The organism is Virgibacillus kimchii, from assembly GCF_055379185.1.
On record NZ_AP043951.1, the window covers coordinates 2,233,994 to 2,258,990 of the forward strand.

Genomic DNA, 24,997 nt, shown 5'->3' on the forward strand with positions numbered 1-24,997 from the left:
CATTCACTTCCTGTTCTTGTAATCATTTGTTATTTATTCATACAAAAAATAGGCATTATCAAAAATGCCTTATTTTAAGTTGTAATAGTCAACATACCAATCCGCAAACTTCTGTAATCCTTCTTCAATAGGTGTTTCCGGTTTGAAGCCAACAGCCTCATGCAATAGATCTGTTGATGCATAGGTTGCTGGTACATCACCTGGTTTCATCGGTTCATACACTTTATTGAATTCCACATTCCGGCCTAAAGCATTGCTTAGTGCCTTTTCCAATGCACCTATAAATGTCATCAGCTTAACCGGGCTGTTATTTCCTATATTGAATACACGGTGTGGCGCACCCTCTTCCTTTTGCGTCGGGTTACTTAACAGACGTTCGATTCCGGTGACGATATCATCTATATATGTAAAGTCACGGTATAGGTCATTCTCAAAATCACCATTGTTAAATATCTTTATTGGTTCACCTGCAAAGTACTTATCGGTAAAGCCATAGTACGCCATATCCGGGCGACCCACTGGACCGTATACCGTAAAGAAACGCAGTCCAGTAGCTGGTATATGATAAAGATGACTATATGTATGTCCCATTAACTCGTTTGACTTCTTCGTTGATGCGTAAAGAGATACAGGAGTATCTACAAAACCAGATTCCTTAAATGGGACTTTTTTATTTGCACCATATACCGAACTGGAAGATGCGTAAACAAGGTGATCTACTGGATGATGTCTGCATGCTTCTAAAATATTGTAGAATCCAATGATATTACTTTGAATGTAGACATCCGGGTTTTCAATGGAATAACGCACACCAGCTTGAGCTGCCAGATTTACCACAATATCAGGTTTATAATCCTTAAACAGTTTATTTATTGTTTCCTTATCTGAAATATCCCCTCTCACAAGGGTAAACTTCTCGTGCGGCATCAACTGATCCAAGCGAGTATGCTTGAGGTTCACGTCGTAATAATCGTTTATATTATCAATACCTACTACTGCGCAGCCTTGGTCTAGTAGTTTCTTAGATAGGTAAAACCCTATGAAACCTGCTGCTCCTGTGATTAGATATGTTTTTGTTGTATCCGATCGTTTGTAATTCAAAATTTTCACCCGAGTTCTACAGCCACTAGGTAAACATAAAGCCCTCAATCCCTTGACACCCAAAGGTAAGCGTCAAATAAAACACACATAGAATCAGAAAGTCATCCATGCGATAATCTTCTTAGAAATGAATTCAGGAGGTTATGCGATGACTCTAAAAGACAAGAGAATAGAATGGGAAGCGCGGTATGATGCTTGGAAAGATAGCGGGCAAAGTGTAGCCGAATGGTGTCGGGATCATGAAATCAAAGCCCACCAGATGTATTATTGGATCCAGCGATTCGAGAACCAGGAAAATCTTTCTGAACAGGAACCAACACAATGGCTCGCCGTCCAGGTGGAAGAGGAAAATATTTCTTCCAAAGGAGAAGGACCTATCTTTATCCACTTTGATGCTCTTTCTGTCGAAGTGCGACCAGGAGCCAATGTTGGATTACTATCCGATATCATCCATGTCCTGCGAAATCAATGTTGACAAACTTACAATTTGAGCGTGTCTACCTGGCCCGCGGAAGCACAGATCTTCGTAAGTCTATTGACGGTCTGGCGGTGATTGTTCAAGAATGCTTTGACCTCGATCCCTTTTCTCCTTGTTTGTTCGTGTTCTGTAATCGGAAACGTGACAAGTTAAAAATCCTGCAGTGGGAGCACAATGGGTTTTGGCTGCATTATCGCAGGTTGGAAAAGGGAACATTCCATTGGCCATCAGAAAAGGACACAGCACCTATGAATATCAGTCCTCGTCAGCTTCGCTGGCTGCTGGATGGTTTGCCAATTGAACAAAGGCAGGCACACCGTGAGGTGAAAGCGCGTACCATTATTTAAAAGATTGAAATATAGGAATACGGGAATTCGACTAGGCAAGTCGAATTCTTTATCGTATACTTATTTTATGGAAAAAACAGCGCATACATCAACCCAGTCAATTGAATATTATAAAGCGCAAAATGAAAAGCTTGAGATGGAAAAAGAAGCGTTGGAGGCAAAATTAAAATGGTACGAAGAACAATTTCGTTTGAGCCAACAACGCAGATTTGGATCTTCCAGTGAGAAGACCGATTCAGGTCAGCTCTCTCTTTTCAATGAGGCCGAAGATACTACTGACACGACGGTGGAAGAACCAACTGTCGAAACGATTACATATAAACGCAAGAAACAGCGTGGTCAGCGTGAACAAAAGCTGGAAAACCTGCCTACGGAAACGATCGAATATCGTTTATCCGATGAGGAACAGGTCTGTTCGTGCTGTGGAGGAAATCTTCACGATATGAGCACGGAAGTGCGTAAAGAATTAAAAATCATTCCTGCGCAAGTAAAAGTCGTTGAACACGTGCGCCACGTATATAGCTGCCGGCATTGCGAACGCCATGAAATTGAAACACCTATTGTGACAGCGAAGATGCCGGAGCCAGTATTTCCTGGGAGCCTCGCCTCTCCATCCGCCATGGCTTACACCATGACACAAAAATATGTAGAGGGCATGCCACTTTACCGGCAAGAGAAACACCTGGAACGCTTCGGTGTATCCATTCCACGGCAGACACTGGCCAATTGGATGGTATACGGTGCCATCACATGGCTGGAGCTCATTTATAACAAAATGCACGCCCAACTATTGGAATTGGATACGATGCACGCGGATGAGACGACACTGCAAGTTTTATCCGAGCCGGAACGGCCGGCAACATCCACCTCCTACATGTGGCTATATCGCTCAGGGCATACTGATGTACCCATCGTTCTTTACGATTATCAGCAAACACGGGCGGCCAAACATCCACGCCGATTTCTGAAAGGCTTCCAGGGCTACCTGCATGTAGACGGTTATCCCGGCTACAATGGGCTTCCTGACGTTGTCCTTGTTGGGTGTTGGGCGCACGCACGGCGCAAATTCACAGAAGCACTCAAGGCTCTTCCTGAATCCGCAGCCACTACGGCTGTGAAGGCAAACGAAGGCTTGGACTTCTGTAATAAGCTTTTTGATATTGAACGAGATTTAAAGGACAAAAGTCCGCAAGAACGCTATGAAAAGCGTTTGGAACGCAGCCAGCCAGTGCTGGAGGCTTTTTTGGCATGGTTGAAAGAGCAAACACCACGCGTACTGCCAAAAAGTGCGCTTGGTCAAGCCATCAAATATTGTCGTAACCAATGGGAACGTTTAGAGGCATTTTTGGAGGATGGCCGATTGGAGATTGATAACAATCGAGCTGAACGGTCCATCAAGCCTTTTGTGATCGGAAGGAAAAATTGGCTTTTTAGCAATACCGCAAAAGGAGCAAAATCCAGTGCGATCATTTATAGTGTTGTGGAGACGGCCAAGGAAAATGGACTGAATCCATTTAACTACCTCAGCTACCTGTTTGAGGAACTTCCCAATATAGATACGACAGATGAAGTGCAGTTGACTCGACTTCTGCCGTGGTCCGCTTCACTCCCTGATGAATGCCGCGTTCCTAATAAATCTAAATAAATTATAACAGTAGTCCACATCTGAAAAATAGGTGTGGACTATTTTACGCTTACACCCAAAGGATTGAGGGCTTAAAAAGACATACTTATTGTGTTACTAGCTCTTAGGCTGAATATCCAAGATTTCTGGTGGCAAGTTCACCCCAACTTTTTGAAACACTTCCTTTTGCTTAGCTGTAGGGGTTGTTGTGCGGTAGAGATCTCCGTCGTCTGTAGTAAAATGCCCTACCTGCATCCGTTGCATCTCTCTACATGTAGACTCCCAGCTTGCGTTCGTTTCCATTTCAATAAGCCTTACAAGTAACAGTGCCAACCAACTAATGATTACATGTGCTCGAATCCGGTCTTCCAAGCGATGATACATGGGGCGCAATTTCAGCGTGGACTTCAGTGTGCGAAAGGCATCTTCCACTTGAAGCAGCTGCTTATACCCCAGGGCAATATCTTCAATCGACAGCGTGTCATCTGATGTTCTGATTAAATATTTGCCGTCGTATTTGCTTGCATCGCGGATTGCCTGCTTATTCAATTTCAGCGTGCCGTCTTTCAATTGACGGATATATTTGCCATACACTTTATGTGCACGGAGTGCACACGCCTGTTTATGGTGGGCTTCATTGGGCAGCTGCTTTAAATTCTCCAGCTTCCGTTCAATCGTTTGGACAATCTGGTCTCTTTGATGTCTGTCACGTTCAGCTTCTTCAGGGTTAAAGGCAATCACATAACGTTTTCTGGCCTCGCCATCTCCCACAATAGATTCCTTTACCTGAAGGTTGTCACGAATCGTATGGAAACGGCCACGTTTACTGAGAGCGGCTTCCACATCCTTTTTACCTGAACGCATACGTTCCCCAATAATGTAATGACCTGCACCTCGCTGAAGGATACGCAGGTTTTCTTCGGAGGAAAAACCACGATCCATCACTTGTACAATGCGTCCCAGTCTCCAGCCCATAAGATCTTTTTTCACTTCTTCGATGACATTCATATCCATCGTATTACCGGGCCAAGTCCACACTTTAATTGGAATACCCTCCCGTGTCACGGCAAGTCCAATCACCGTTTGTACGAGGTCAGATCGTTTATCCTTCGAATAGTCCTGAAGGCGGAATCGATCATCTTCAGCTGTTTCATCCGGATCGACCTCAAAGTAGCTTGATGTGGTATCAAAGTAGAGTAGATCCACTTCCAGGTTAAACAGGTTGGAAACATTATCAAACACACGATCCTCAAGCTGGCTCTGCACAGCAAGAAGCTCGTCCATGGCACGGTATAGCTGATGGCTTTGAATCCGGGGAAGGCCAGGCATATAGACATCCTCTGAAATCCATTCTTCCATTCCCAATTTACTTGTAGGAGCGAGTCCGCGGTTTGCGACCATGGCAAAAATCGCACGTTCCAGATCCATCTCATGGTTGCGGTTGCGGAAAATATCTTTCAGGATCGTATCCATGCCAAGCTTTTTCCACAATTGGTCAAACAGCCAAACACCACCCAGCCGTTTGGCGGAATGAAATAAAAAATCCGCTGCATCGCTAATTTTTTGCTTCGACTTCAGCGCTTCTTCCGGAGTAAGGAATCGGCTAATACTTTGGGCCAGTCGTTCAAGTACGGCCATATCGACTTTATCTTCACGGCCGAAAGAGTATATCACCTTCGCTTTCGCATATTTGGCCTTCGAATCCCACTCATTATGAGCCAGCTGAATGTACGAAACCTTTGATCCATCTTTATTTTTACGGGTAACTCTTCTTATGTACATGCCTATATTATAGCATACTAACATTGATATTAAAAGGTAAATATTGTAATACGTGTGCCTATGAAAATTCAAAAAATTAAGAGGCACTAATCCACAGAAAGACTGACCTTATGGGGAATATAGTTTATCCACAAGTGAATTTGTGCCTATTTACTGTCGAACTCGGGTATAAGAAATATGATTCAACAATTATTCTCATGAGAATCAATAAAATCAAATAGTCTCTTTATTGATTAACCATTAATGCGGTGGAAGCTGACTAAAGAGTTTATTATCACTTTTATATATCTCCATATGTTTGATCATACTTCTTACTAATTAAAAGAGTTATCAATATTAATCCGACGTTCAAAAGTGCACCAGATAAGCCAAATAGTGCAATAGCTACTAAATCACTATTGAAAATATAAAAACCAGATGACGTAAAATAGTTTGTGTAAATTATTTGAGACAAAAAACGAGGTAGGGTACCCTCGGAATTGGCTAAAATTCTAAGAGAGGAGAAACCCTACCATGTCTCATAGTATAACCAATAATGACTTTATGAATCAACTTGACACACTTGTTCGTGACTTTGTCAAAGAGCACCTGGAAACCATTATGAAAGAAGAAATGGAACAGTTTTTTAAGGTGGAGCACCCTGAACTGAAACAGGTGAAAAACGGGTACTACACACGCACTCTCGACACCAAGCACGGTCATATCGATGACCTTGCTGTTCCGCGTGATCGCAACGGTGAATTTAAGACGGAGTTGTTTGATCCTTACCAGCGCCGTGACCAATGGGTTGGAGAAACGGTCACGAGAATGTACCAGAAAGGCATCAGCACCCGTGAAATCGGTCAAATGATCGAGCACATGTTGGGTTCTGCTTATTCGGCAACAACGGTAAGCAATATAACGGATGTCACACTGGAAAATATCGAATCATGGCAAGAGCGCAAGCTGCAGAAACGCTATTCGGTTCTTTATCTTGATGGAACCTATCTCAAGCTGCGTCGCGATGACGTTGATAACGAAGTCGTCTACCTGGTCATTGGCATCACCGAAGATGGTTATCGCGAGATTCTCGGTTTCTATGTCGGCGGCCAAGAAAGTTCACTCGGTTGGAAAGAAATCCTTCTTGACCTTTACAAGCGCGGTGCCGAGGAAGTGCTGCTTGGTGTATTTGACGGCCTGCCTGGTTTAGAAGACGCAATGAAAGAAGTTTATCCAAAGGCTGATGTGCAGCGCTGTGTCGTTCACAAAATCCGAAATGCCATAAATGCCGTACGTAAAAAAGACCAAACGGCCATTGCCGAGGATCTAAAGCCCATTTACGAGGCAAGTACAAGAGAAGAAGCCAAAAAGCAATTCCAGGCTTTTAAACATGCTTGGGAGGCTAAGCATCCTAAAATCGTCAAATCGTGGGAGAAAGACTTAGATGTGCTTCTGACGTTTTTAAATTACCCGTCATCCATCCAGCGCATGATCTACACGACAAACATCATTGAGCGAACGATGAAGGAAATCAAAAAACGTACCAAGACGATGAACAGCCTGCCCAGCGAAAAGGCGGCAGAGAAAGTGGTTTATCTCCAATCCATTGACTACAATCAAAAATGGGCAGAACGGAAACTGCGAGGCTTTGCGAGTGCTTATCAGCCGCTTCAAGACATGTTTGAAGCAAGATATGGAAAAACAAGCAAAGTATAACCGGGAGAATTTTCAGTCATCATCCCCCGGGTACCCGGGGGATGATGACTGCTCCCCCACCAATTCTGTGGAATACCCTATTAAAATTTACACATACTTCTTGACGGAACCAAAAACCAATAAATAACATTAATATTCTAGTAATTAACATTATAATGGTATAAATTAAATGAAATCGTTGTGCTGATAACACAGGCAATGACCTAATACTCGGTCTATTTATAAATCCAAAATAAGACCAAAATGCAATCCATCTTGCATATTCTCCAGCCATAACCCAGTCTTCACCGAAAACAAAGCTAAAAAGCCAAGGTCCAAAAATAATTACAATTCCAAAGGGTACAGCACCTATAGCACCCAGTAATAATGTTGCTTTTTTAATTAATTGTGTTAGGTTTTCTTTATTATTAGCTGCTTCAGATATGCGTGGATAGAAAACATCACCAACTGATTTACCAATTAATTGTGAAGGTATATTTAGTACAGTTCTCCCTATAGAATAAAATCCTGCTGACGTTGGTCCAAAAAAGCTAGTTAATAATAAAATAGGAAAGCTTCCAGATATTGCATTCAAAGATACTTCAGGTGCTCTAAAAAACGGGAAATCTCTATGTTTCTTAGCAAGCTCTTTTATAGACGTCTTTTCTTTGAATGAAAAACTTAATAGCTTTTTATTAGTATATCCAGCAAAAAAAAGCATTAAAAAAGCTTTGATCCCTTGTGTTAATGCTGAAAATACTATCAATACGGATGCTACTGGATAAAAGAAACCAACTCCCACTTTTCCACCATTTATAATTATAGCTTGTATAAAAGTAGCTTTTGCTGAAACTGAAAATTTTTTTGTACGTATTAGCCATTGTTCGGTTACCTGTAGAATACCAGCACATAAAAGAACTAATGGTATTAAATATAAATAAGAAGCTATTTCTTCTAATTGAAATAATCCTACAATGGAACCTTGAAATAATAATAAAAATAAAGCAACGATCACTGATAATATTACTGTTATTATTAATGATAACTTTATTAATTCTTTTGCATCATTATCTCGCTTCGGAAGTACAACAGCTATAGGATATGTTAGAGCTGCTATAGGTGTTAAAATAGCTACCATAGCCATAAAAGTTCCCATTAAGCCGTATGCTTCTGGACCATATAAACGCGTAATAACAGGAGCTAATAACATTGCAATTATTTGAGCTCCTGCGGTACCTGATGATAGGATAATAATATTTCTTATTAATGGTTTTTTTATTAATTTTATTATTTTATCCTTCACTTTGAAATGTCCTTTGAATTAATTATTTTGATTTGTAATGTTATAGACAACTATAAAGTATTAGAAAATTAAATCCTAGAACTTAATATTGTACAATGTCTGCAATAAATTAATTTTTTGCTTGGGTTTTAAATTACTATTTTCAAAAATTTTATTCACGTCTTTCTCTATGAATGCTGAAGATATTATGTGAAATTCATCCGAATAATTGTCAATAGATTTCTTCCATTCCTGACTCTTAATAAGAGCATTCCAGTCCGCCCAAGAACCTTGGTTTCCTTTAATCAAACCCATTCCTTTACCAAATTTCCTTGATGACCAAAAAGTCAATTGAATAAAAATGTTAATATACCATACAAAGTATGGTAGCCGTCCGTCACCATGAAGTAACCATTTAGTTGGCTTTAGTAATGGTTTTGCTGCTTTATGAAATAATTTGCGATTTAATTTCCACTTTTGCGGAACAGAAGTGCTTAATTTCACCACATCATTAGCCATAAAAGGTTCAAATGACCTAAATAATCTTCGATTGGCATGAAGGTTTCCTATATCCACATTCATAGAACTGGGCCATAACTCAAACCATTCCTCTGCAGATTCATTTCTAAAGTTTTTCACATAATTTAAATGAGACTGTCTTCTTCTTGTTAGTTCTTCTAAAATATCCGGTGTGATTAAATTATTTTTCATAAAATCCCCAGCACTATAACCTCTTCTTCTTATATCTGGTATGAATGGCAAACGTCCGGATCCCCGCAATTTCTTTATATGTGATCCTTTTAATAAACCGTCTGAAAGCAAACCTCCAAAAATAGCAGAGTAATCATTTAGATTACAGCTTTTATGAAATCCATATGTATGCGCATTAAGATATTGAGATCCACTGCCCACTAAACTTGAACAGTCAGACAGTATTTCTAAATAATGTGTTTTTGTGCGAGTTTTTAAGTTAAAGTCTGCCCCATATGCTTTTGCTGTTTTCTTTGCTATTTTACCTTCAGTGTTCATTTGGTCGAGAAAAATAAAGGCATCTCTAGATTTTTTCTGAAGTAATGCCGAAAGCACACGTGAATCCTCTCCCCCACTTATAAACTGAGCTACATCAGACGTTTCACTTATAATACTATTTATATATGCTGTTAAACTTTTCCTAAGATTATCTGCAGCCTGTTTAATAGATTTATACTCAAATTTCTCTTCAGGTATCCAATAAGCCTGAGAGTGAAATGTACAATTATGACTATTAAAATAATGAATAGAAGCTGGTTTTATTTGAAAAATTCCATTATATACCGTATACGGAAAGGTAACTACACTGTGAAGAATAAAATCTACTGTTGAAACCATGTCAATATTATCTTTCTGGTTAGATGTTTCTGCCAATATATCGACATGTGTTGATAGCATAATATTTGTAGAGTCTTGATAAATATAGACTGGAATAAAAGACATTAGATCTGTTATACACTGAACATCAGAAGATTTCTTATTTATAATTAAGATGGTATAAGGGCCACTTAAATCTTCATCCCATTTGATTACTTCTTTAATCCACTTATTAAATATAGCTTTAGTCCCCGTATTACCAGTATTTTTTTTAAAAAATTTATTATCTTGGAAACGTAAAATGGGTCCACCAATTACAACAAAAATAAAATCATTCGATTCATAATATTGAAAGCCGTTGTATAGATTAGTACTTACCGCTAAAGAACCCCATTCTCCATGAAACTCTTCCACTGTTGGTTTGTCATCATGGTAAATTTTTTGAACCTCTTTTGTTAACTTTCCTTTATCTATTTTTATTTTTGAATAAATAAAATCACTCATTATTAATCGCCGTCCGCCTCTTTCAAAATTTTAAAGCATGTCTTTTGAAGTAAGACACTTTATTTTATTTCTTAAAAAGTACCAATGAAAGCACTATTATACATTAACGCATTCCGGATATTGTTTTATCCATATTCTTCTATCATTTTTTCGTATTGCTTTACTATTCGAGAAGCATAAAAATCTTGTGCTCTTTTACTTCCCTTAAATGAATAATAATCCATAAGTTCTTGATTACCTATGAAATCAATTATTTTATTAGAAAGCTTTTTTATATCCCCTACAGGAACCAAAACACCATATTCATTATCTTTAATAATTTCTCTAGGGCCAGAATTACAATCCGTTGATATCACCGGTGTACCAGCTGCCATAGCTTCAACAATTACATGCCCAAATCCTTCCCATTTAGATGACAAGACAAAGACATCTGCTTTCTTCATATATTTATAAGGATTTTTTTTAAAGCCCATAAAAACCACCTTTTCTTTCATGCCTAAATTTTCACTAAATGATTTAAGTTTATTCTCTAATGGACTTTTTCCAAGAATAATTAATCTTGAATGTATGTTTTCTGTGACTATTTTAAATGCTTTTAATAAAGTAATGTAATCCTTTGCTTCTACCAGTCTACCTACAGCAATAACTAATTTTTCATTATCATCGATTTTATTTAAATCAGTTACTTTTTCATCACTTAATCTTTTGATACTTTCAACTTCTATGGGATTATAAATAAGCTCAATTTTACTTTTTTTCACTCTGAAGTCTTTAGCCAGAACTTCTTCGACCCCCTTAGAAAGGGCAATTATTTTATTTGCAAAACAATTATAGAGAATAAATATTACCAATCTATTTATCAATGTAACAGAACCTGATGCTATTCTATTACTAGATTCTCTAATCACAGTTGGCGTTCTTTTAAAACTTAATAACTTAGCAATTAACAGCATAATGTTATTTTGATATATTGTACTAAATAACAAATCTGGTTTATGTTTGTTAATAGCTTTAACTAGTTTAAATAAGCTATATCTTAATTTAGAACTATTTAAATAATAAATATATATATCTTGTCCTATTAAGTCTCTATAATCATTTTGCCGCTTTGACCCCAAAACTATTACAATATCGAATTTTTCTTTATCTAGATTATTAACCAAGTTTATAACTGTCCGTTCCGCTCCCCCCCAGATAAGGAGAATAAAAAAATAATATCTTTTTTTTCATAAATGATCCTCCTGATAATAGCAGTTTAACACTAATTTAATTGCCTTTGTTTTATATAAATAAAAGATGTTTTCTATCGTAACTTATCAAAAGTATCGATAAATAAACAAGGAGTCCTAAGATAATTGCTAAACTAAAAATAATCAAGCTATAAGATTAAAGGTTGTTAAAATAAAATTTATACTATTAATTCAATTATGCTTTAACCCTTTAACCTCCCTCTATATAATTAAAATATCTTCAAAATGCTCTTGTTTTCTTAGAATTTCATAAACATCCACTTTGGAATGTGTTGGAGCTAATCCTTTATAACACGGAATACAGAATATTCTTACTGGGGTATATCCATCCTATCAGCCAAATTGTGAACATTTGGTGCTTAAATGGTATGACCATGCTTCATTCTCCACGCTTCTTATGGTCGCTTACCCTCCCATGTATCACGGGATGTTATCCACACATTCCCTCGTCCTGCGTATCCACAAGGTGGAGGTCGGATATGCTCCTTAGCTGGGTCATATGCCCGAATGGTGTAAATAAGCTCCGACTCTGCATTGTTGGTGTTTGTTTAATTCCAGAATTCCAAGTGCATTTATCCATCCATTTTGTTCATAAAGCCTAAGCAGCCTGTAATGATTCTATTTGAGGTAAACCTTTTAGTAACTTGCTTCCATCAAATTCACATTGTTTTTTGCCTATGGTGAACATAACACGTATTAATTTCCCGCATAACGCAATAAGTGATTGCTGTTTCTTTAACGGATTGTTGGGGCGGGTAGTGTAATACCTGTGCAGTGCCTTAAACGTCGGGTTACTCGCCACTAGGGGGCGTACAGCCAGATATAGGGCTTTTCGCAATTTTTTTCTGCCACGTTTGGTGATTTTCGTTTGCCCTTTCAATCTCCCGGAGCTGTGTTCCCGTAACGTTAAACCCGCCATGTTTACCAATTGTTGTGGGTGATCATACTTGGTGAGATCCCCTACTTCAGAAAAGAACGTGGCAACGGTTATGGCACCAAGCCCCTTAATATTTATCAATTCCTCAGCACCCGGTATATCTTTCAATAGCTCTGTGATTTCCTCATCCAACTCTGTTAACTGATTTTGATACAGCTCATACTGGTCTAAAAGGCTGTGTAGTTCTTTTCTTGCGAACCTGAGCCCAATTTCAATGCCAATGCTCTTCTGTGCTTTCTTGACTAATTTCCTTGCCCGTTCTATACCCATGCCGCGTTTGATAACGGTTTTCCACGCTGCCAGCACTTCTTCCGGAGTCATTTGACGGATCTCATAAGGGAACGGGAACTCGCGCAGTGTGAATAACGCTGTCTTACCGGACCAGTCTTTAAAGACGTCATCAAATTCCGGAAAGTACCGCTGAATATGATTCTGAACGCGACCTTCGATGATCATCAGCTGCTTGATGAGTTGATCTCTTAATTTGATCCCTTCCCGTAATTCGGCATAAATGCCGTCGAGAAGATTTGGTACGGAGTATCTCCCATCTTTCACAAGCTGTGCAATAACGCGCGCATCTTTGGTGTCATTTTTCGTTGGTGAGTTGTCATCAAGTTCTTTGGACTTCTTAACGTGCATTGGATTTACAACCACAAAGCGAATGTCTTTGGCTTTTAGATAGTAAGCCAAACCAAGCCAAAAGTGTCCGGTTGGTTCTACGCCAACAATCACTTCGCTTTTGTTGTTTTTCTCCTGCAATCTGGAAATCCAGTCTAAAAGCTGTTGAAATCCGTGTATGCGATTGTCAAAGACCAATTTCTTACCCAATTCCACGCCCCGGTCATCCTGGGCACGTGCCACATGTTTATCCATGGCAATATCGATTCCTACTATCAATGTGGATGGTGTGATTTGCACTAATTTAAGATTTTGATTATAATTCATTACGAGTCCTCCTTGGTATTTATTTAATTTAGGGGTCATGATCATGACACCCAGTACTATACCAAGAGGGCTCATTTTTGTTCAAACCTCAAATTTCTTCATTACAGGAATGCTTCTTATGATAGAAATACATAACTTTCCTTGGAATTAGAACAGCAATTAATGGTTTTAATAGAAATATATAATATTTTCTTGGAAAGCTTAATCTCTTGAACCCAACGTGGCGAGGGTCTGACTCCAATATTGTTAATATTGTTGGCACCAAAAAATAACTGGTAGACCTATATAACCAAGGATTACTACTGCTATTTTTCGTTCCATCAAAATCTAACCCCATAATAATCAACATACCAATCAATAAATTTGTTTATGCCTTCTTGAATGGTAGTCTTTGGTTTATAATCAATATCCTTAAACAAATCTTCCACATTTGCATATGTGTCTGGTACATCGCCAGCTTGTAGCGGCAAGTAATTTTTCTTTGCCTTTTTGTCCAACTTATTTTCAATTGCCTCAATAAAATCCATTAGTCTTACTGGATTGTTATTTCCAATGTTGTACACTTTGTAGGGCGCATTACTACTTCCGGGATCTGGATCTGCACCAGACCATTCTGGATTAGATTGGGCTGGTCTTTTTGTTAACCTAGCAATACTTTCAACAATATCATCAACATATGTGAAATCTCGCATCATATTGCCATTATTAAACACATCAATTGGCTCATTATTTACAATTGCTTTTGTGAATAAGAATAACGCCATATCTGGACGACCCCAAGGACCGTAAACAGTGAAGAAACGTAAGCCTGTCGTCGGTAAACCATATAAATGACTATACGTATGTGCAAATAGTTCATTAGACTTTTTAGTCGCTGCATATAAACTCAAGGGATGATCAATGTTATCACTTGTTGAAAATGGCTTGGAAGTATTTGCACCATATACAGAACTCGATGAAGCGTAGATTAAATGTTCTACTTTATAATGACGGCATGCTTCAAGTATGTTTGTAAAGCCAACGACGTTTGAGTTAACATACGCATGCGGATTTTTAAGACTATAACGAACCCCTGCTTGTGCAGCTAAATTAATTACAATTTCAGGTTTATACTTTTCAAATGTTTGGTTAACTGTGTAAAGATCTTCTAAGTCTGTTCTAATAAAAGTAAAATTTTCATTTGTTAATCGATTAAGTCTATCTTCTTTTAATTGGGGATCATAATAGTCATTTATATTATCTAAGCCTATTACTTGATGACCTTCTGTTAATAATCGTCTCGATAAATGGAATCCTATAAAACCGGCTGTTCCCGTCACTAAAATAATCATTTCAAACTCCTAACTTCTTGATTAATATTATGATTCTTAATTAATGGATTGATTATTTGTCGTATTAAAAACTAGATTTACGTTTATGATATCTATACATAACGCTATTTGGCAAAAGTGCTGCTATTAAAGGTTTTAATAAGAAAAAATAATATCGTTTTGGAAACTTTAATAATTTAAAGCCCAAGTAACTAGTTCTTATTCTATTAATTGCTACAGTTAAGTTCCTTTTTTTGTAATCATCAATGCTCTCGTGATATTTATACAATGGCTCTTGAATGTTATATCCCTTAAAACCCTTATGGTAAAATCTAAACCATAAATCCCTATCCTGTCCTCTTCTTGTTCTTTCTGAAACAGTGTATCCTCCTAAATCAGTATATACACTTTTTTTCATCATAATGGTAGGGTGACCAAAAGGTACACTCGTGATTAAAGTATATTTTCCAGGATTTTTTTTGTTTTTTCTTAATCCTTTATCACCATCTTCATCAAATAATATTACAGAACTCCCTACTACATCATATTCAGGATTGCTATCCAAGAAATCTACTTGCTTTTCAAATCTATTTGGTAAACATATATCGTCTGCATCGGTTCGGGCAATATATCTTCCCTTTGTAATACTGATACACCTATTCAAGGTTGCAGCTAACCCTAGATTTTTTTCATTTTTAATAAGAGTAATATTATTATAATTATCCGCATACTCTTTTGCAATGTCATATGTTCCGTCTGAAGACGCATCATCACACATAATGAGTTCCCAATTAACATAAGATTGATTTAATATCGAATCTATACACCTTTTTAAAGTATCTTCGCAATTATAGATCCCCATTATAACAGAAACTTTTATTTCCTTCATGCTGTCACTCCTTACACATAATCTCACAAACTTTTAGTTTCCGGACAATCCTATTAGGAGTTAGTTTCCATCTTATTAAAGTTTACAATACGTGTTTTGAAAACACCTATTAGCTATATATAAAAGGTATTAAACAAATAAAATTAATACTACTAATGAGTCAGCATTTATTTCTCTCAAAACTTTCACAAGGTAATAGTCTTTATGTAATTTTATAGCCCACTTCCTCTCTAGGATTTATTATTACTTCTTTAAACTTCAGTATTAGATAAATGGATTATATAATAACATTAGTCTACAGCCTATTTTCAAGTAATTATTCTACCTAATCATTTATCTTATTTAATATGTTTATTGAATACTTTTTCATATTCATCTACTATAATTTTTACATTAAATTTGTCAGCTCTTTTAAGTCCTAAAGCTTTATAATTTCTTCTCATTTCGTCATTATTTAAAATTTCAATTACTTTTTCTGCCATTATATAGTAATCTTCAACGGGTACCAAAATACCATATTTATTATCTTCTATTATCTCTGCTGGCCCAGAATTACAATTTGTAGATATAACCGGAGTTCCACTAGCCATAGACTCCACTATAACGTGCCCAAACCCTTCCCACTTTGAACTTAGTACAAATACTTTTGCTTCTCTCATATATTTATATGGGTTTTTTTTAAAACCTAAGAAAATAATTTTATCTTCTAGGCCTAGCTTCTTGCTGAGATTTTTAAGCTCCGTTTCTTGTGGACCTTTTCCTAGAATAAGTAATTTTGCTTTTGTATTACTTGATACAATTTTAAAAGCCTTTATTAAAGTAAAGAAATCTTTTGCCTCTACTAACCTTCCTGCTGCAACTACTAGATTTTCGCCTTTAATCCTATAAAAATCGTCTATTTTTTCATTACTCAATTTATTTATAGTTTCTATTTCAATTGGATTGTATATAGTTTCTATTTTGTTTTTGTTTATGTGAAAGTTCTTAACTAAATCTTCTTTAACTCCTTTGGATAAAGAGATAACTTTATTTGCAAAATAATTATATAAAAGGTATGTTACAAATTTATTCAAATTTGATACTGTTCCAGACTGACTTCTATTACTAGCTTCTCTAACAATAGTCGGAATTTTCTTGAATGTTAATATCTTTGCTAATAATAAAATAATGTTATTAGCATTAATTGTGCTAAATAATAAATCTGGATTATCACTACTGATAACTTTTCTTAATTTAAATAAACTAAACCTTAGTTTGGAGGCACCTAATACCTTCACCTTTAAATCATTTGATACTAATTTCATATAATCATTATTTTTATTAGTACCTAGTACTAAAATTATGTCAAATTTATTCTTATCCATATTATTAATTATATTTACTACCGTTCTTTCTGCACCCCCTCCTGATAATGAATATAAAAAAAACAAAACTTTTTTCTTCATTTGTACCTCCCAAATTCGCATCTTAAATTACTTCCGAAGATATATCACTAAAGAAAGCATAAAACTATATTTCAGGTGACTTACGAGTCGGCAAACAAAATAAATCCACACATCAAGAATATAATAAATCTTAAATCCCAAAGTTTATATTGTTTCTAGATATAATCCCTAATGCATCAACATGAGTTTGTATTATTTTTAAGCTTGCACCTTAAGTCAGTTTCTATATTTTTATATTAGACTTGATATAAAGTATTAAGCAGCCAATTCTCAATAGATACTTTGAACTTAAACCGGAAGTAGTCATCCCCTTGATGGTTCTCAGCTAACAAACCTCAAACAAAAAACCATTATGATTTTTATAATTAACAATGCTGCCACAAATATACACTTTACTCATCTGCTCAAACTCTCCGTTTACTTAATTGGTTTGTTATCAAAATCAAACATATATTAAGTATGGCACCTGAAATGCCAAAAAAGGCAACTGCAACCAAATCACTTGAAAATACATAATAACCAATTGCTAAGGCTGCTGCTCGAGTTATCAACATAAAGATAGTAAATTTCAAATGAAAGGCTTGAGCAGACAAAACAGGGAAAGACTTAACGCTCGGGCGATTAATAAACATAAAAAACATCCAAAGTGCCATCCACCTTGCATATTCACCCGCTGTTATCCACTCTTCTCCAAATATAAAACCGAAAAGCCAAGGGCCAAAAATAACTATAAGTCCAAAGGGTATGAGTCCGATTAAACCCAGGCTAACAGTTGCCTTTTTAATCAATTTTGAGAGATTTTCTCCATTATTTGCAGCTTCAGAAATACGAGGATAAAATACATCCCCAACCGATTTTCCGATGTGAAGTGTTGGTACAGTGAGAACTGTCCTACCAATAGAATAAAAACCTGCTGAAGTTGGCCCAAAGAAAGTAGTTAACATTAAGATTGGAATACTTTCAGAAATTGCGTTTAAAAACTCTTGTGGTGCTCTAAATAAAGGAAAATCCTTATGCTTTTTACCAAGTTCTTTAACAGACAACAGTTTCTCTTGTAAATCATTTTTCTGTTCGTAATACGACATTTCAGAAAATATTATCATCATCAAAGCTTTAAATCCATTACTCAGAGCCGATAAGATAATAAGCACTGCAGCAATTGGATAATAAAGACCGATCCCTACTTTACTCCCGTTTAAAAATAATGCTTGCAAAAACGCCACTTTAGCATTGATTCCGAATTGCTTTGTACGGATAAGCCATTGTTCTGTAACTTGAAATAAACCAGCAAACAAAATAACTAGAGGAATCAAGTACAAAAAGGAAGCAACATCTTCTAGTTGAAATACTTTAACAATCTGTTGATTGAAAAACAGTAAGATAAGTCCTGCAACTGAGGCAATCCCCGTAGTTATATATAGAGAAAGCCGAATTAACCTTTTTGCATTACCATCACTCTTAGGTAACACAATAGCGGTAGGATAAGTTAATGCTGCAACAGGAGTAACAATTGCTACTATTGCCATAAAAACTCCCATTAATCCATAAGCTTCTGGACCATACAACCGAGTAATGAGTGGTTGTAATAGGATATTAACAAATTGTGCAGCGGCAGTTCCTGTTCCATTATTGTTACATTGCGAACAAACGGTTTTTTTGTTAGCTGTATTATTTTTCTTTTCATGTACTACACCTTTTTACCATCTAATTTAACTTCGGAAATACTAAGGAGTCATATTGAAATTAGAATACTTTCTATATTGTTAATAATTTTGGTAAGAAAGTCACTTTATTAACAAATAATTCTTCTTATTATCAACTAAAGGCCTAACAACCAAGTGATACTCAACCCCAAGTTCCCTCTTCTACCCATTCCAAAACATTTTTTACCAACAATAACAAATAGGTACTTCATCGCATTAAACACATCTAATTCAATATACTTAACCTCATCCCAACTGGTTAGGATCAGGCCTTTTGTCCGGAATGTTCTTTTTCGTTTCATATTTATTAGAAAGAAAAATTACAGCTAATAATATCCAAAACATCGATTGCCTTAATCCCTGATGTGTCAATCCATAAAAATGAATAGTAACCAAAACTAAAAGTGTTATAAAAGTAACTTTGCCAATTAAATTATAAAAAAGTACTAATAAGAGTATTAAGCCTAAAATTCCATAATAAAAGAAAAAACTTGGTATACTTGCATGAATTTCTAACCCTTCTGAAAACCTCTGTAGACCACCTTGCCCAGCTCCAGTAAACCAGTATTGTGGATTTTCCAATATTCGGTCGTATCTTCTTTCAGTGAAAGTAGATTCTGCATCATAAGTTTTTGATTCAAACCTATTTTGTACATCGTCTATTATATTAAATGAATATTGTGTATCAGTAACTAATGCATGTACTTGCACCATTGTTAATAACACTAAGATAACCAAAATAATATTTTTTTGTTTTAAATTAAATTTAGTAATAAAGTAGTATATTAAACCTACACCGAATAAAATTAAACCTGATAAAATTGCCGCACTGGATAACGAAATTAAAATTAAATATAATGAAATAATCGAGAATACTAGGTAGCCTCTAAATGATATTCTATTAATATAATAAAAAAGAGTAATAATTCCTAGTTGAATTAAACTATAATACCCTAATTGATTAGGATTATTGAAATAAAGTGTTGTTCTACCACTCCCACCTTGAGTAGTAATAGCTATTATAAATTGAATAACTAAACTAATAACTACCCCTATCAGTAAGTATTTCATCAAATTCTCTTTATCAATTTTATATAGATTTAATATAACCAACATGATCATTATATTGAATATAAAATAAAGAGTATTGATATTCATGCTTGGCTCTGTCAGTACTATGCTCCAGATACCATTTACTACAGCTATTAGCAGCAACAAGATAGCTGATAAATAAAATCGAATATCCTTCACAAAACTATAACTAAAAGTAAACAATATAATTACTGAAAAAATAGTATAGTCGGCAATTTGTGGTAAACCACTACCTAATAAATAGAATGGTGCCATTATAAAATACATAGAAATTAGTATAGATATTATTTTTGTTTTACTAACATTCATCCTACCATCTCTTATCTGTTTGTTATACCTTAGAATATCAGAAAAAATATAATTTTATAATATATTGTATTATCACTCTCTAGCTTAGTAATTCAGCATTACTGTGCTTAATCCACCTTTACGCTCAGGGCCCAAGTTCGGTTCAATATCCATCTCTAATGTACTCTATAACAAGTTATAGATATCTATTAAAAACTCTACCAAAAAAGCAATATTATAAGCTTCCAGGGCAGCTTATAAGTTTTTAAGTTTGCCTAACATAAGCAAGGTAATTCAGTCTAAAGCCTGTTAAGAAGCAACCATTAGCTGAAGCCAACTGAAGGTTTCGACTGAAACTCGATTGCTGCTTATTCATCGATGTCAAATACGCCATCTCCTTCAACTTGTTACCCTCAATGTATTAACGTATCGTTTCTTCAATGACTGTTCCTACTGTTACTAAAAAATAGCCTCTTGCCCATAGGTATTGTCCCAATACCTTTTATTGAGATGCGGAAACTCATCTTGTATCATTCTCGTTGACCTCCCCTTTTGGTATTGAACTATCTATGCAAGAGCCATTATTGCTGGGCAGAAACCAGCCAATGTATGTGACCTTTGCTAACGGTTCACTTTTGTTATGTCCCGTGCCATACAACATTGACGTATTAGTTCTATTGCTCATATGCTACATCACCGCATAGGAAATGGAGCGATATTTAGTTGCTCATACAATATTATATTTTGTATCGTATATCGAGTGACTGCCAGTTGAATATTCAACCACAAGGTGAACTCATAGGTTGTCAAAGTGCTTAAAGCTATCGGCTAGTGTCGATGGGTTTAGACCTGGCACATTGAAAGTAAAGTCACGGCACTGTTTACTATCCCCATTCATAGTTGGCTGCTTCCATCATATTAATAGTACCACGTATATTAACTTCCTTATAAAAAAGAGGCATTTTAATACTTCTGGGTACACTTCCCCATGCGGCCTGGTGAAGAACATAGTCTACCCCTTCAGACGCCTTATGGCAAGTATCAAGGTCAGTATATCCCCTTTAATAAATTCATAATTAGGATGATCTATAAACTCATCTACATTTTCTATTTTTCCAGTTGATAGATTATCAAGGCCTCTTACTTGATAACCCAATTTAAGAATTGCTTCCACCAAATTTGAACCAACAAACCCAGCTGATCCAGTTACTAAAAACGTTGATCCATCCGGAAATGTAATGTCTTCGTATCCCATGTTAAAGCCTCCAATATATGAAACCTTCTTCTTCCGCTTCATCCCTTTCAAACATACCTTTTAAATCTATTAATACATCATCTTTTTCATCAGATTTTTTATTTGTTTCTGAAGTAGCAGCAACTTCTTCTAATCCAATAGAATTAGATTCAACTGTTTTAAACATAGCTTTAATATCTTCAAATTTAATATCTTTGAACGCACCATGTGCTACAGCAAAGATAACTGCATCTATGTCTTTTACTTCTTCAATCCCACTAACTTTTACTTTATACTCATTCAATAGGTCTTCTTCGTCTGCAACAGGATCCACTACTATTACTTCTACCCCATAATCTTCTAACTCACTAATTACATCTATTACTTTTGTATTTCTTACATCAGGTGTATTTTCTTTAAAAGTAACACCAAAAACAGCTACTTTTGAACCATTGATTTGCTTGTTCGCTTTAATCATTTTCTTAACAGTATTTTCAGCTACGTATTTTCCCATATCATCATTTATCTTTCTTCCTGAAAGGATAATTTGAGAATGGTAACCCATTTGCTCTGCCTTGTATGTAAGGTAGTATGGATCTACACCTATACAGTGACCACCAACAAGTCCTGGTGAAAAGTTAAGAAAGTTCCACTTGGTTCCTGCTGCTTCCAGGACAGCTTTTGTATCAATTTCCATTTTATTAAATATTATAGATAACTCATTCATAAAAGCTATATTTATATCTCGCTGAGAATTTTCAATTACCTTTGCTGCTTCAGCCACTTTTATGTTTTTCGCTTTATGCACACCAGCTTCTACAACTAATTCATACACTTTGGCAACTGTATTTAGTGTTTCGTTATCCTGAGCTGATACAACTTTTATTATAGTTTCAAGTCTATGTACTTTATCACCGGGATTTATTCTTTCTGGTGAATAACCAACTTTAAAGTCTTCACCACATTTTAGGCCGGATTCTTCTTCCAAAATAGGGACACAAATATCTTCCGTAACGCCTGGGTAAACAGTCGATTCAAATACAACTATTGAACCTTTTGTTAAATTTCTTCCAAGTGTCCGGCTTGCAGATTTTATTGGTGTCAAATCAGGGGTATGATCATCTTTAACCGGTGTCGGCACAGCTACAATGTGAAATTTCGCCTCGCTAAGTCTTTTTTCATTAGAAGTAAAGTCAATAGCAGTATTTTTGATAACTTCATTCCCTACTTCTTTTGTAGGATCTATTCCATTTTGATAAAGATCTATCTTTTCTTTATTAACATCAAAACCAATGACCTTAACTTTTTTTGCAAATGCAACAGCAATTGGCATACCTACATAACCTAAGCCAATTAAAGATACTTTTTCATCTCCGCTAACCAATCCTTCGTATACGTTCATTGTTATTCTCCTTATTAATTAACATACTAATTTCTTCTATATAAGCGTTTATCACTATATTTCTATCATATTCATTTTCCATTTTTCGTCGACCACTAATTCCCATCGCCTTTTTTTGATCATATGGCAGTTTTATAAATTTAATTATTACATTTACTAAGCTCTCTACATCCTTAACGTCAAAGCTGTATCCACTCTCACCTTCAATAAATGTCTCTATACAACCAGGTATTTTAGTAGCTAATATCGGGCGACCGGAAGATGCAGTTTCCAATAATACGTTAGATAAACCTTCATGATATGAAGGGAGTATAGTTGCGTGTGATTTCCTTATATATGAATGCACATCTCTTTGTTTTCCATAGTAATTAATAATATTTAACCTTTGACACTCATCAAGTTTTTCTTGATAATCTTCTTCAATATCACCAATTAAATCGAATTGTACATTTGGGTAATTTTTTTTAACTATCCTCGCTGCCTGCATTAATTCCTCTATCCCTTTATCTTTCATCATTCGCCCAATAAATAAAAATATAATCTCTTTATCATTCGGTGGGTACTCTTCAAATTTATGCTCTTTTAAATTAACTCCTGATCCCGGAATTAATCTTGTTTTCCCATTAATAATTTTATTTTCTATAAAAAAATTATGGTTTGACTTGTTTTGGAAGAATACACATGCAGCTTTTTTTAATCCTATTTTATAAAGTTTAAGTGTAATATTACGTATGATTCCCTTATTTTCAATAGCCGTACCTAGCCCTGTTATATTTGATATATATGGAGTATTAGTAATTCTACAAGCAATACCTCCATAAACATTTGGTTTAATAGTGTAAGTTAGTACTATATCTGGTTTAATTTTTTTTATTATTTTTCTGTAATTCAACAATAATTTTAAGTCAACAATAGGGTTGACACCTCTTCTATCTAGTTCAGTATCTATAAAATTACACCCTAACCCCTCTAGCCTTTCCGTGTATTCATCTTTAGGAAATGAAACGTAAACTTCATACCCATCATTCATCAACTTTTCCAGCAATTCTTTTCTAAATTTATATAACCCCATACCATAATTTGCTAAAACAAGGACTTTCATTTAATTACTCTCCTAACCGGAACTCCTACATAAACTCCAGGCTCTTTTATGTCCCTAATCACTACTCCCCCAGCTCCTACCATACAACCCTTAAATATAGAAACATTATTACTGACATTACTGCCAATACCTATCCAAGAGTTTTTTCCAACAGTCACTCCCCCTGCCAAGTTGGCACCTGGAGAAATATGTACGTAATCTTCTATGTTATTATCGTGATCAATCGTGCATCCTGTATTAATAATACAACCTTTTCCTATATTCGTAGAGGAATTTATGACTACTCTGGCCATCACAGTTGTACCTTTTTCTATCTGTACCTGTTCAGCTAGTATTGCTGAAGGATGTATGAGTACTGGTATACTTGCACCCAATAATTCCAGTTTCTTGTATATTTTTTCTCTTACTCTATTATTACCAATACCTACAAAGATATCATATTGCCCTATAAACTCAGAAATTTGATTAGAATTTCCAACAACATTTAAACCTAAGGATGATGTTAAGTTTGGATTATCATCTAGAAATTCTATTTTATTCCATTTGTTCATTTTTATTGCTATGTCAGCTACAACTTTGCCATGTCCACTAGCACCAATTATAAGGAGTTTATTTTTCATAATTTTTTTTTCCTTTATCATTCCCCTTAAACACTTCTACCGTAGCTGCAGTTTCTGAATGAATTCCTTCTCTGATAAAGACTTTCTTAAACGTCATGAATATAATTTTCCAATCTCCTATAAAACTTATATTATTGGCATACTCTACATCTAGATTAAACTTGTCTTCCCAGCTAATTGCATTTCGTCCACTTACTTGGGCCAGCCCAGAAAGGCCTGGTCTAACTAGATGACGTTTTTTTTGATGTTCATTATAAAGTGGTAAGTACTCTATTAATAGCGGTCTTGGACCAACAATGGACATATCACCTTTTAAGATATTTATAAGTTCAGGTAGTTCATCAAGTGATGTAGAACGTAATAGTTTTCCAAACCTTTTGAGCCTTACTTCATCAGGTAATAAATTCCCATGTTCATCTTTTTCATCAGTCATTGTCCTGAATTTATACATGGTAAATATTTCTTCATTAAGTCCAGGCCTTTCTTGTTTAAAAAGAACCGGACTACCTAGTTTCATGCGAACGAGGAATGCAACCATAAAAAATATGGGACTTAGAACTATTAAAGCCAGTAAAGATAAAGCCAAATCCATCGGCCTTTTTAAAAACTTTCTATAGATTCCACCTTTAGATTTGTTCATC

The 24,997-nt window shown here is 35.7% G+C and carries 19 protein-coding genes and 1 pseudogene; 4 read left to right on the top strand and 16 right to left on the bottom strand.

What is annotated here, in order from left to right; translation table 11 throughout:
- Positions 1–69 precede the first annotated feature (69 nt).
- Positions 70–1,101 carry a GDP-mannose 4,6-dehydratase gene (locus ACZ42C_RS10910; RefSeq protein WP_461183664.1) on the bottom strand — a complete coding sequence of 344 codons (1,032 nt, stop codon included), beginning with the start codon at positions 1,099–1,101 and terminating at the stop codon, positions 70–72.
- 148 nt (positions 1,102–1,249) lie between these two features.
- On the opposite strand from ACZ42C_RS10910, the gene tnpA reads away from it, so the two are divergent.
- From tnpA to tnpC, 3 genes are all read left to right on the top strand, one after another.
- On the top strand, positions 1,250–1,576 hold the full coding sequence (gene tnpA / locus ACZ42C_RS10915; protein WP_461183807.1) for an IS66 family insertion sequence element accessory protein TnpA: 327 nt from the start codon (positions 1,250–1,252) through the stop codon (positions 1,574–1,576).
- Positions 1,570–1,926: an IS66 family insertion sequence element accessory protein TnpB gene (gene tnpB / locus ACZ42C_RS10920; RefSeq protein WP_461183806.1), complete on the top strand. Its 357-nt coding sequence runs from the start codon at positions 1,570–1,572 to the stop codon at positions 1,924–1,926. The genes tnpA and tnpB overlap by 7 nt, the downstream gene beginning before the upstream one ends.
- A gap of 136 nt (positions 1,927–2,062) precedes the next feature.
- Positions 2,063–3,571, top strand: coding sequence for an IS66 family transposase (gene tnpC / locus ACZ42C_RS10925; RefSeq protein ID WP_461183808.1), 1,509 nt, complete (start codon positions 2,063–2,065; stop codon positions 3,569–3,571).
- A gap of 96 nt (positions 3,572–3,667) precedes the next feature.
- Here tnpC and ACZ42C_RS10930 read toward each other — a convergent pair whose 3' ends face one another.
- A complete protein-coding gene (locus tag ACZ42C_RS10930) occupies positions 3,668–5,332 on the bottom strand; it encodes an IS1634 family transposase (RefSeq protein ID WP_464891248.1) in 1,665 nt (554 codons plus the stop codon).
- Positions 5,333–5,845: 513 nt separating this feature from the next.
- On the opposite strand from ACZ42C_RS10930, the gene ACZ42C_RS10935 reads away from it, so the two are divergent.
- Positions 5,846–7,027, top strand: a complete 1,182-nt coding sequence (locus ACZ42C_RS10935; protein ID WP_464891246.1) for an IS256 family transposase — start codon at positions 5,846–5,848, stop codon at positions 7,025–7,027.
- A 19-nt stretch (positions 7,028–7,046) separates the two neighbouring features.
- Here the strand turns inward: ACZ42C_RS10935 and ACZ42C_RS10940 are convergent, their stop codons facing one another.
- The 14 genes and pseudogenes from ACZ42C_RS10940 to ACZ42C_RS11005 form a co-directional block, all read right to left on the bottom strand.
- The gene (locus ACZ42C_RS10940; RefSeq protein ID WP_461183768.1) at positions 7,047–8,309 is read right to left on the bottom strand and encodes a lipopolysaccharide biosynthesis protein; all 1,263 of its coding nucleotides are present in this window, start codon (positions 8,307–8,309) and stop codon (positions 7,047–7,049) included.
- A gap of 75 nt (positions 8,310–8,384) precedes the next feature.
- On the bottom strand, positions 8,385–10,139 hold the full coding sequence (locus ACZ42C_RS10945; RefSeq protein WP_461183769.1) for an asparagine synthase-related protein: 1,755 nt from the start codon (positions 10,137–10,139) through the stop codon (positions 8,385–8,387).
- Between the two features lie 125 nt (positions 10,140–10,264).
- Positions 10,265–11,344, bottom strand: a complete 1,080-nt coding sequence (locus tag ACZ42C_RS10950; protein WP_461183770.1) for a glycosyltransferase — start codon at positions 11,342–11,344, stop codon at positions 10,265–10,267.
- Between the two features lie 643 nt (positions 11,345–11,987).
- Entirely contained in the window at positions 11,988–13,271 is a 1,284-nt protein-coding gene (locus ACZ42C_RS10955; RefSeq protein WP_464891247.1) for an IS110 family RNA-guided transposase, read from the bottom strand.
- Positions 13,272–13,591: 320 nt separating this feature from the next.
- Positions 13,592–14,602 carry an NAD-dependent epimerase gene (locus tag ACZ42C_RS10960; protein WP_461183348.1) on the bottom strand — a complete coding sequence of 337 codons (1,011 nt, stop codon included), beginning with the start codon at positions 14,600–14,602 and terminating at the stop codon, positions 13,592–13,594.
- A 64-nt stretch (positions 14,603–14,666) separates the two neighbouring features.
- A complete protein-coding gene (locus tag ACZ42C_RS10965) occupies positions 14,667–15,470 on the bottom strand; it encodes a glycosyltransferase (protein WP_461183349.1) in 804 nt (267 codons plus the stop codon).
- Positions 15,471–15,808: 338 nt separating this feature from the next.
- Positions 15,809–16,915 carry a glycosyltransferase gene (locus tag ACZ42C_RS10970; RefSeq protein ID WP_461183350.1) on the bottom strand — a complete coding sequence of 369 codons (1,107 nt, stop codon included), beginning with the start codon at positions 16,913–16,915 and terminating at the stop codon, positions 15,809–15,811.
- Between the two features lie 404 nt (positions 16,916–17,319).
- The gene (locus tag ACZ42C_RS10975) at positions 17,320–18,480 is read right to left on the bottom strand and encodes a lipopolysaccharide biosynthesis protein (RefSeq protein WP_461183351.1); all 1,161 of its coding nucleotides are present in this window, start codon (positions 18,478–18,480) and stop codon (positions 17,320–17,322) included.
- A 384-nt stretch (positions 18,481–18,864) separates the two neighbouring features.
- The gene (locus ACZ42C_RS10980) at positions 18,865–20,019 is read right to left on the bottom strand and encodes a hypothetical protein (RefSeq protein ID WP_461183352.1); all 1,155 of its coding nucleotides are present in this window, start codon (positions 20,017–20,019) and stop codon (positions 18,865–18,867) included.
- A gap of 863 nt (positions 20,020–20,882) precedes the next feature.
- Positions 20,883–21,295: pseudogene (locus tag ACZ42C_RS10985) on the bottom strand (NAD-dependent epimerase/dehydratase family protein).
- Positions 21,255–22,634 (bottom strand): nucleotide sugar dehydrogenase, encoded by a 1,380-nt coding sequence (locus ACZ42C_RS10990; RefSeq protein ID WP_461183353.1) that lies wholly within the window; start codon positions 22,632–22,634, stop codon positions 21,255–21,257. Before ACZ42C_RS10990 ends, ACZ42C_RS10985 begins: the two are co-directional and overlap by 41 nt.
- A complete protein-coding gene (locus ACZ42C_RS10995) occupies positions 22,609–23,736 on the bottom strand; it encodes a glycosyltransferase family 4 protein (RefSeq protein ID WP_461183354.1) in 1,128 nt (375 codons plus the stop codon). The genes ACZ42C_RS10990 and ACZ42C_RS10995 overlap by 26 nt, the downstream gene beginning before the upstream one ends.
- A complete protein-coding gene (locus ACZ42C_RS11000) occupies positions 23,733–24,356 on the bottom strand; it encodes an acetyltransferase (RefSeq protein ID WP_461183366.1) in 624 nt (207 codons plus the stop codon). The genes ACZ42C_RS10995 and ACZ42C_RS11000 overlap by 4 nt, the downstream gene beginning before the upstream one ends.
- The gene (locus ACZ42C_RS11005; protein ID WP_461183355.1) at positions 24,346–24,996 is read right to left on the bottom strand and encodes a sugar transferase; all 651 of its coding nucleotides are present in this window, start codon (positions 24,994–24,996) and stop codon (positions 24,346–24,348) included. The genes ACZ42C_RS11000 and ACZ42C_RS11005 overlap by 11 nt, the downstream gene beginning before the upstream one ends.
- Between the last annotated feature and the right edge of the window lies 1 nt (position 24,997).

Bases quoted from the DNA above. Each gene is read 5' to 3' on its own strand.
- tnpA (WP_461183807.1), top strand. From the start codon at position 1,250: ATGACTCTAAAAGACAAGAGAATAGAATGGGAAGCGCGGTATGATGCT.
- tnpB (WP_461183806.1), top strand. From the start codon at position 1,570: ATGTTGACAAACTTACAATTTGAGCGTGTCTACCTGGCCCGCGGAAGC.
- tnpC (WP_461183808.1), top strand. From the start codon at position 2,063: ATGGAAAAAGAAGCGTTGGAGGCAAAATTAAAATGGTACGAAGAACAA.
- ACZ42C_RS10930 (WP_464891248.1), bottom strand. From the start codon at position 5,332: ATGTACATAAGAAGAGTTACCCGTAAAAATAAAGATGGATCAAAGGTT.
- ACZ42C_RS10935 (WP_464891246.1), top strand. From the start codon at position 5,846: ATGTCTCATAGTATAACCAATAATGACTTTATGAATCAACTTGACACA.
- ACZ42C_RS10945 (WP_461183769.1), bottom strand. From the start codon at position 10,139: ATGAGTGATTTTATTTATTCAAAAATAAAAATAGATAAAGGAAAGTTA.
- ACZ42C_RS10955 (WP_464891247.1), bottom strand. From the start codon at position 13,271: ATGAATTATAATCAAAATCTTAAATTAGTGCAAATCACACCATCCACA.
- ACZ42C_RS10960 (WP_461183348.1), bottom strand. From the start codon at position 14,602: ATGATTATTTTAGTGACGGGAACAGCCGGTTTTATAGGATTCCATTTA.
- ACZ42C_RS10965 (WP_461183349.1), bottom strand. From the start codon at position 15,470: ATGAAGGAAATAAAAGTTTCTGTTATAATGGGGATCTATAATTGCGAA.
- ACZ42C_RS10970 (WP_461183350.1), bottom strand. From the start codon at position 16,915: ATGAAGAAAAAAGTTTTGTTTTTTTTATATTCATTATCAGGAGGGGGT.
- ACZ42C_RS10980 (WP_461183352.1), bottom strand. From the start codon at position 20,019: ATGAATGTTAGTAAAACAAAAATAATATCTATACTAATTTCTATGTAT.
- ACZ42C_RS10990 (WP_461183353.1), bottom strand. From the start codon at position 22,634: ATGAACGTATACGAAGGATTGGTTAGCGGAGATGAAAAAGTATCTTTA.
- ACZ42C_RS10995 (WP_461183354.1), bottom strand. From the start codon at position 23,736: ATGAAAGTCCTTGTTTTAGCAAATTATGGTATGGGGTTATATAAATTT.
- ACZ42C_RS11000 (WP_461183366.1), bottom strand. From the start codon at position 24,356: ATGAAAAATAAACTCCTTATAATTGGTGCTAGTGGACATGGCAAAGTT.
- ACZ42C_RS11005 (WP_461183355.1), bottom strand. From the start codon at position 24,996: ATGAACAAATCTAAAGGTGGAATCTATAGAAAGTTTTTAAAAAGGCCG.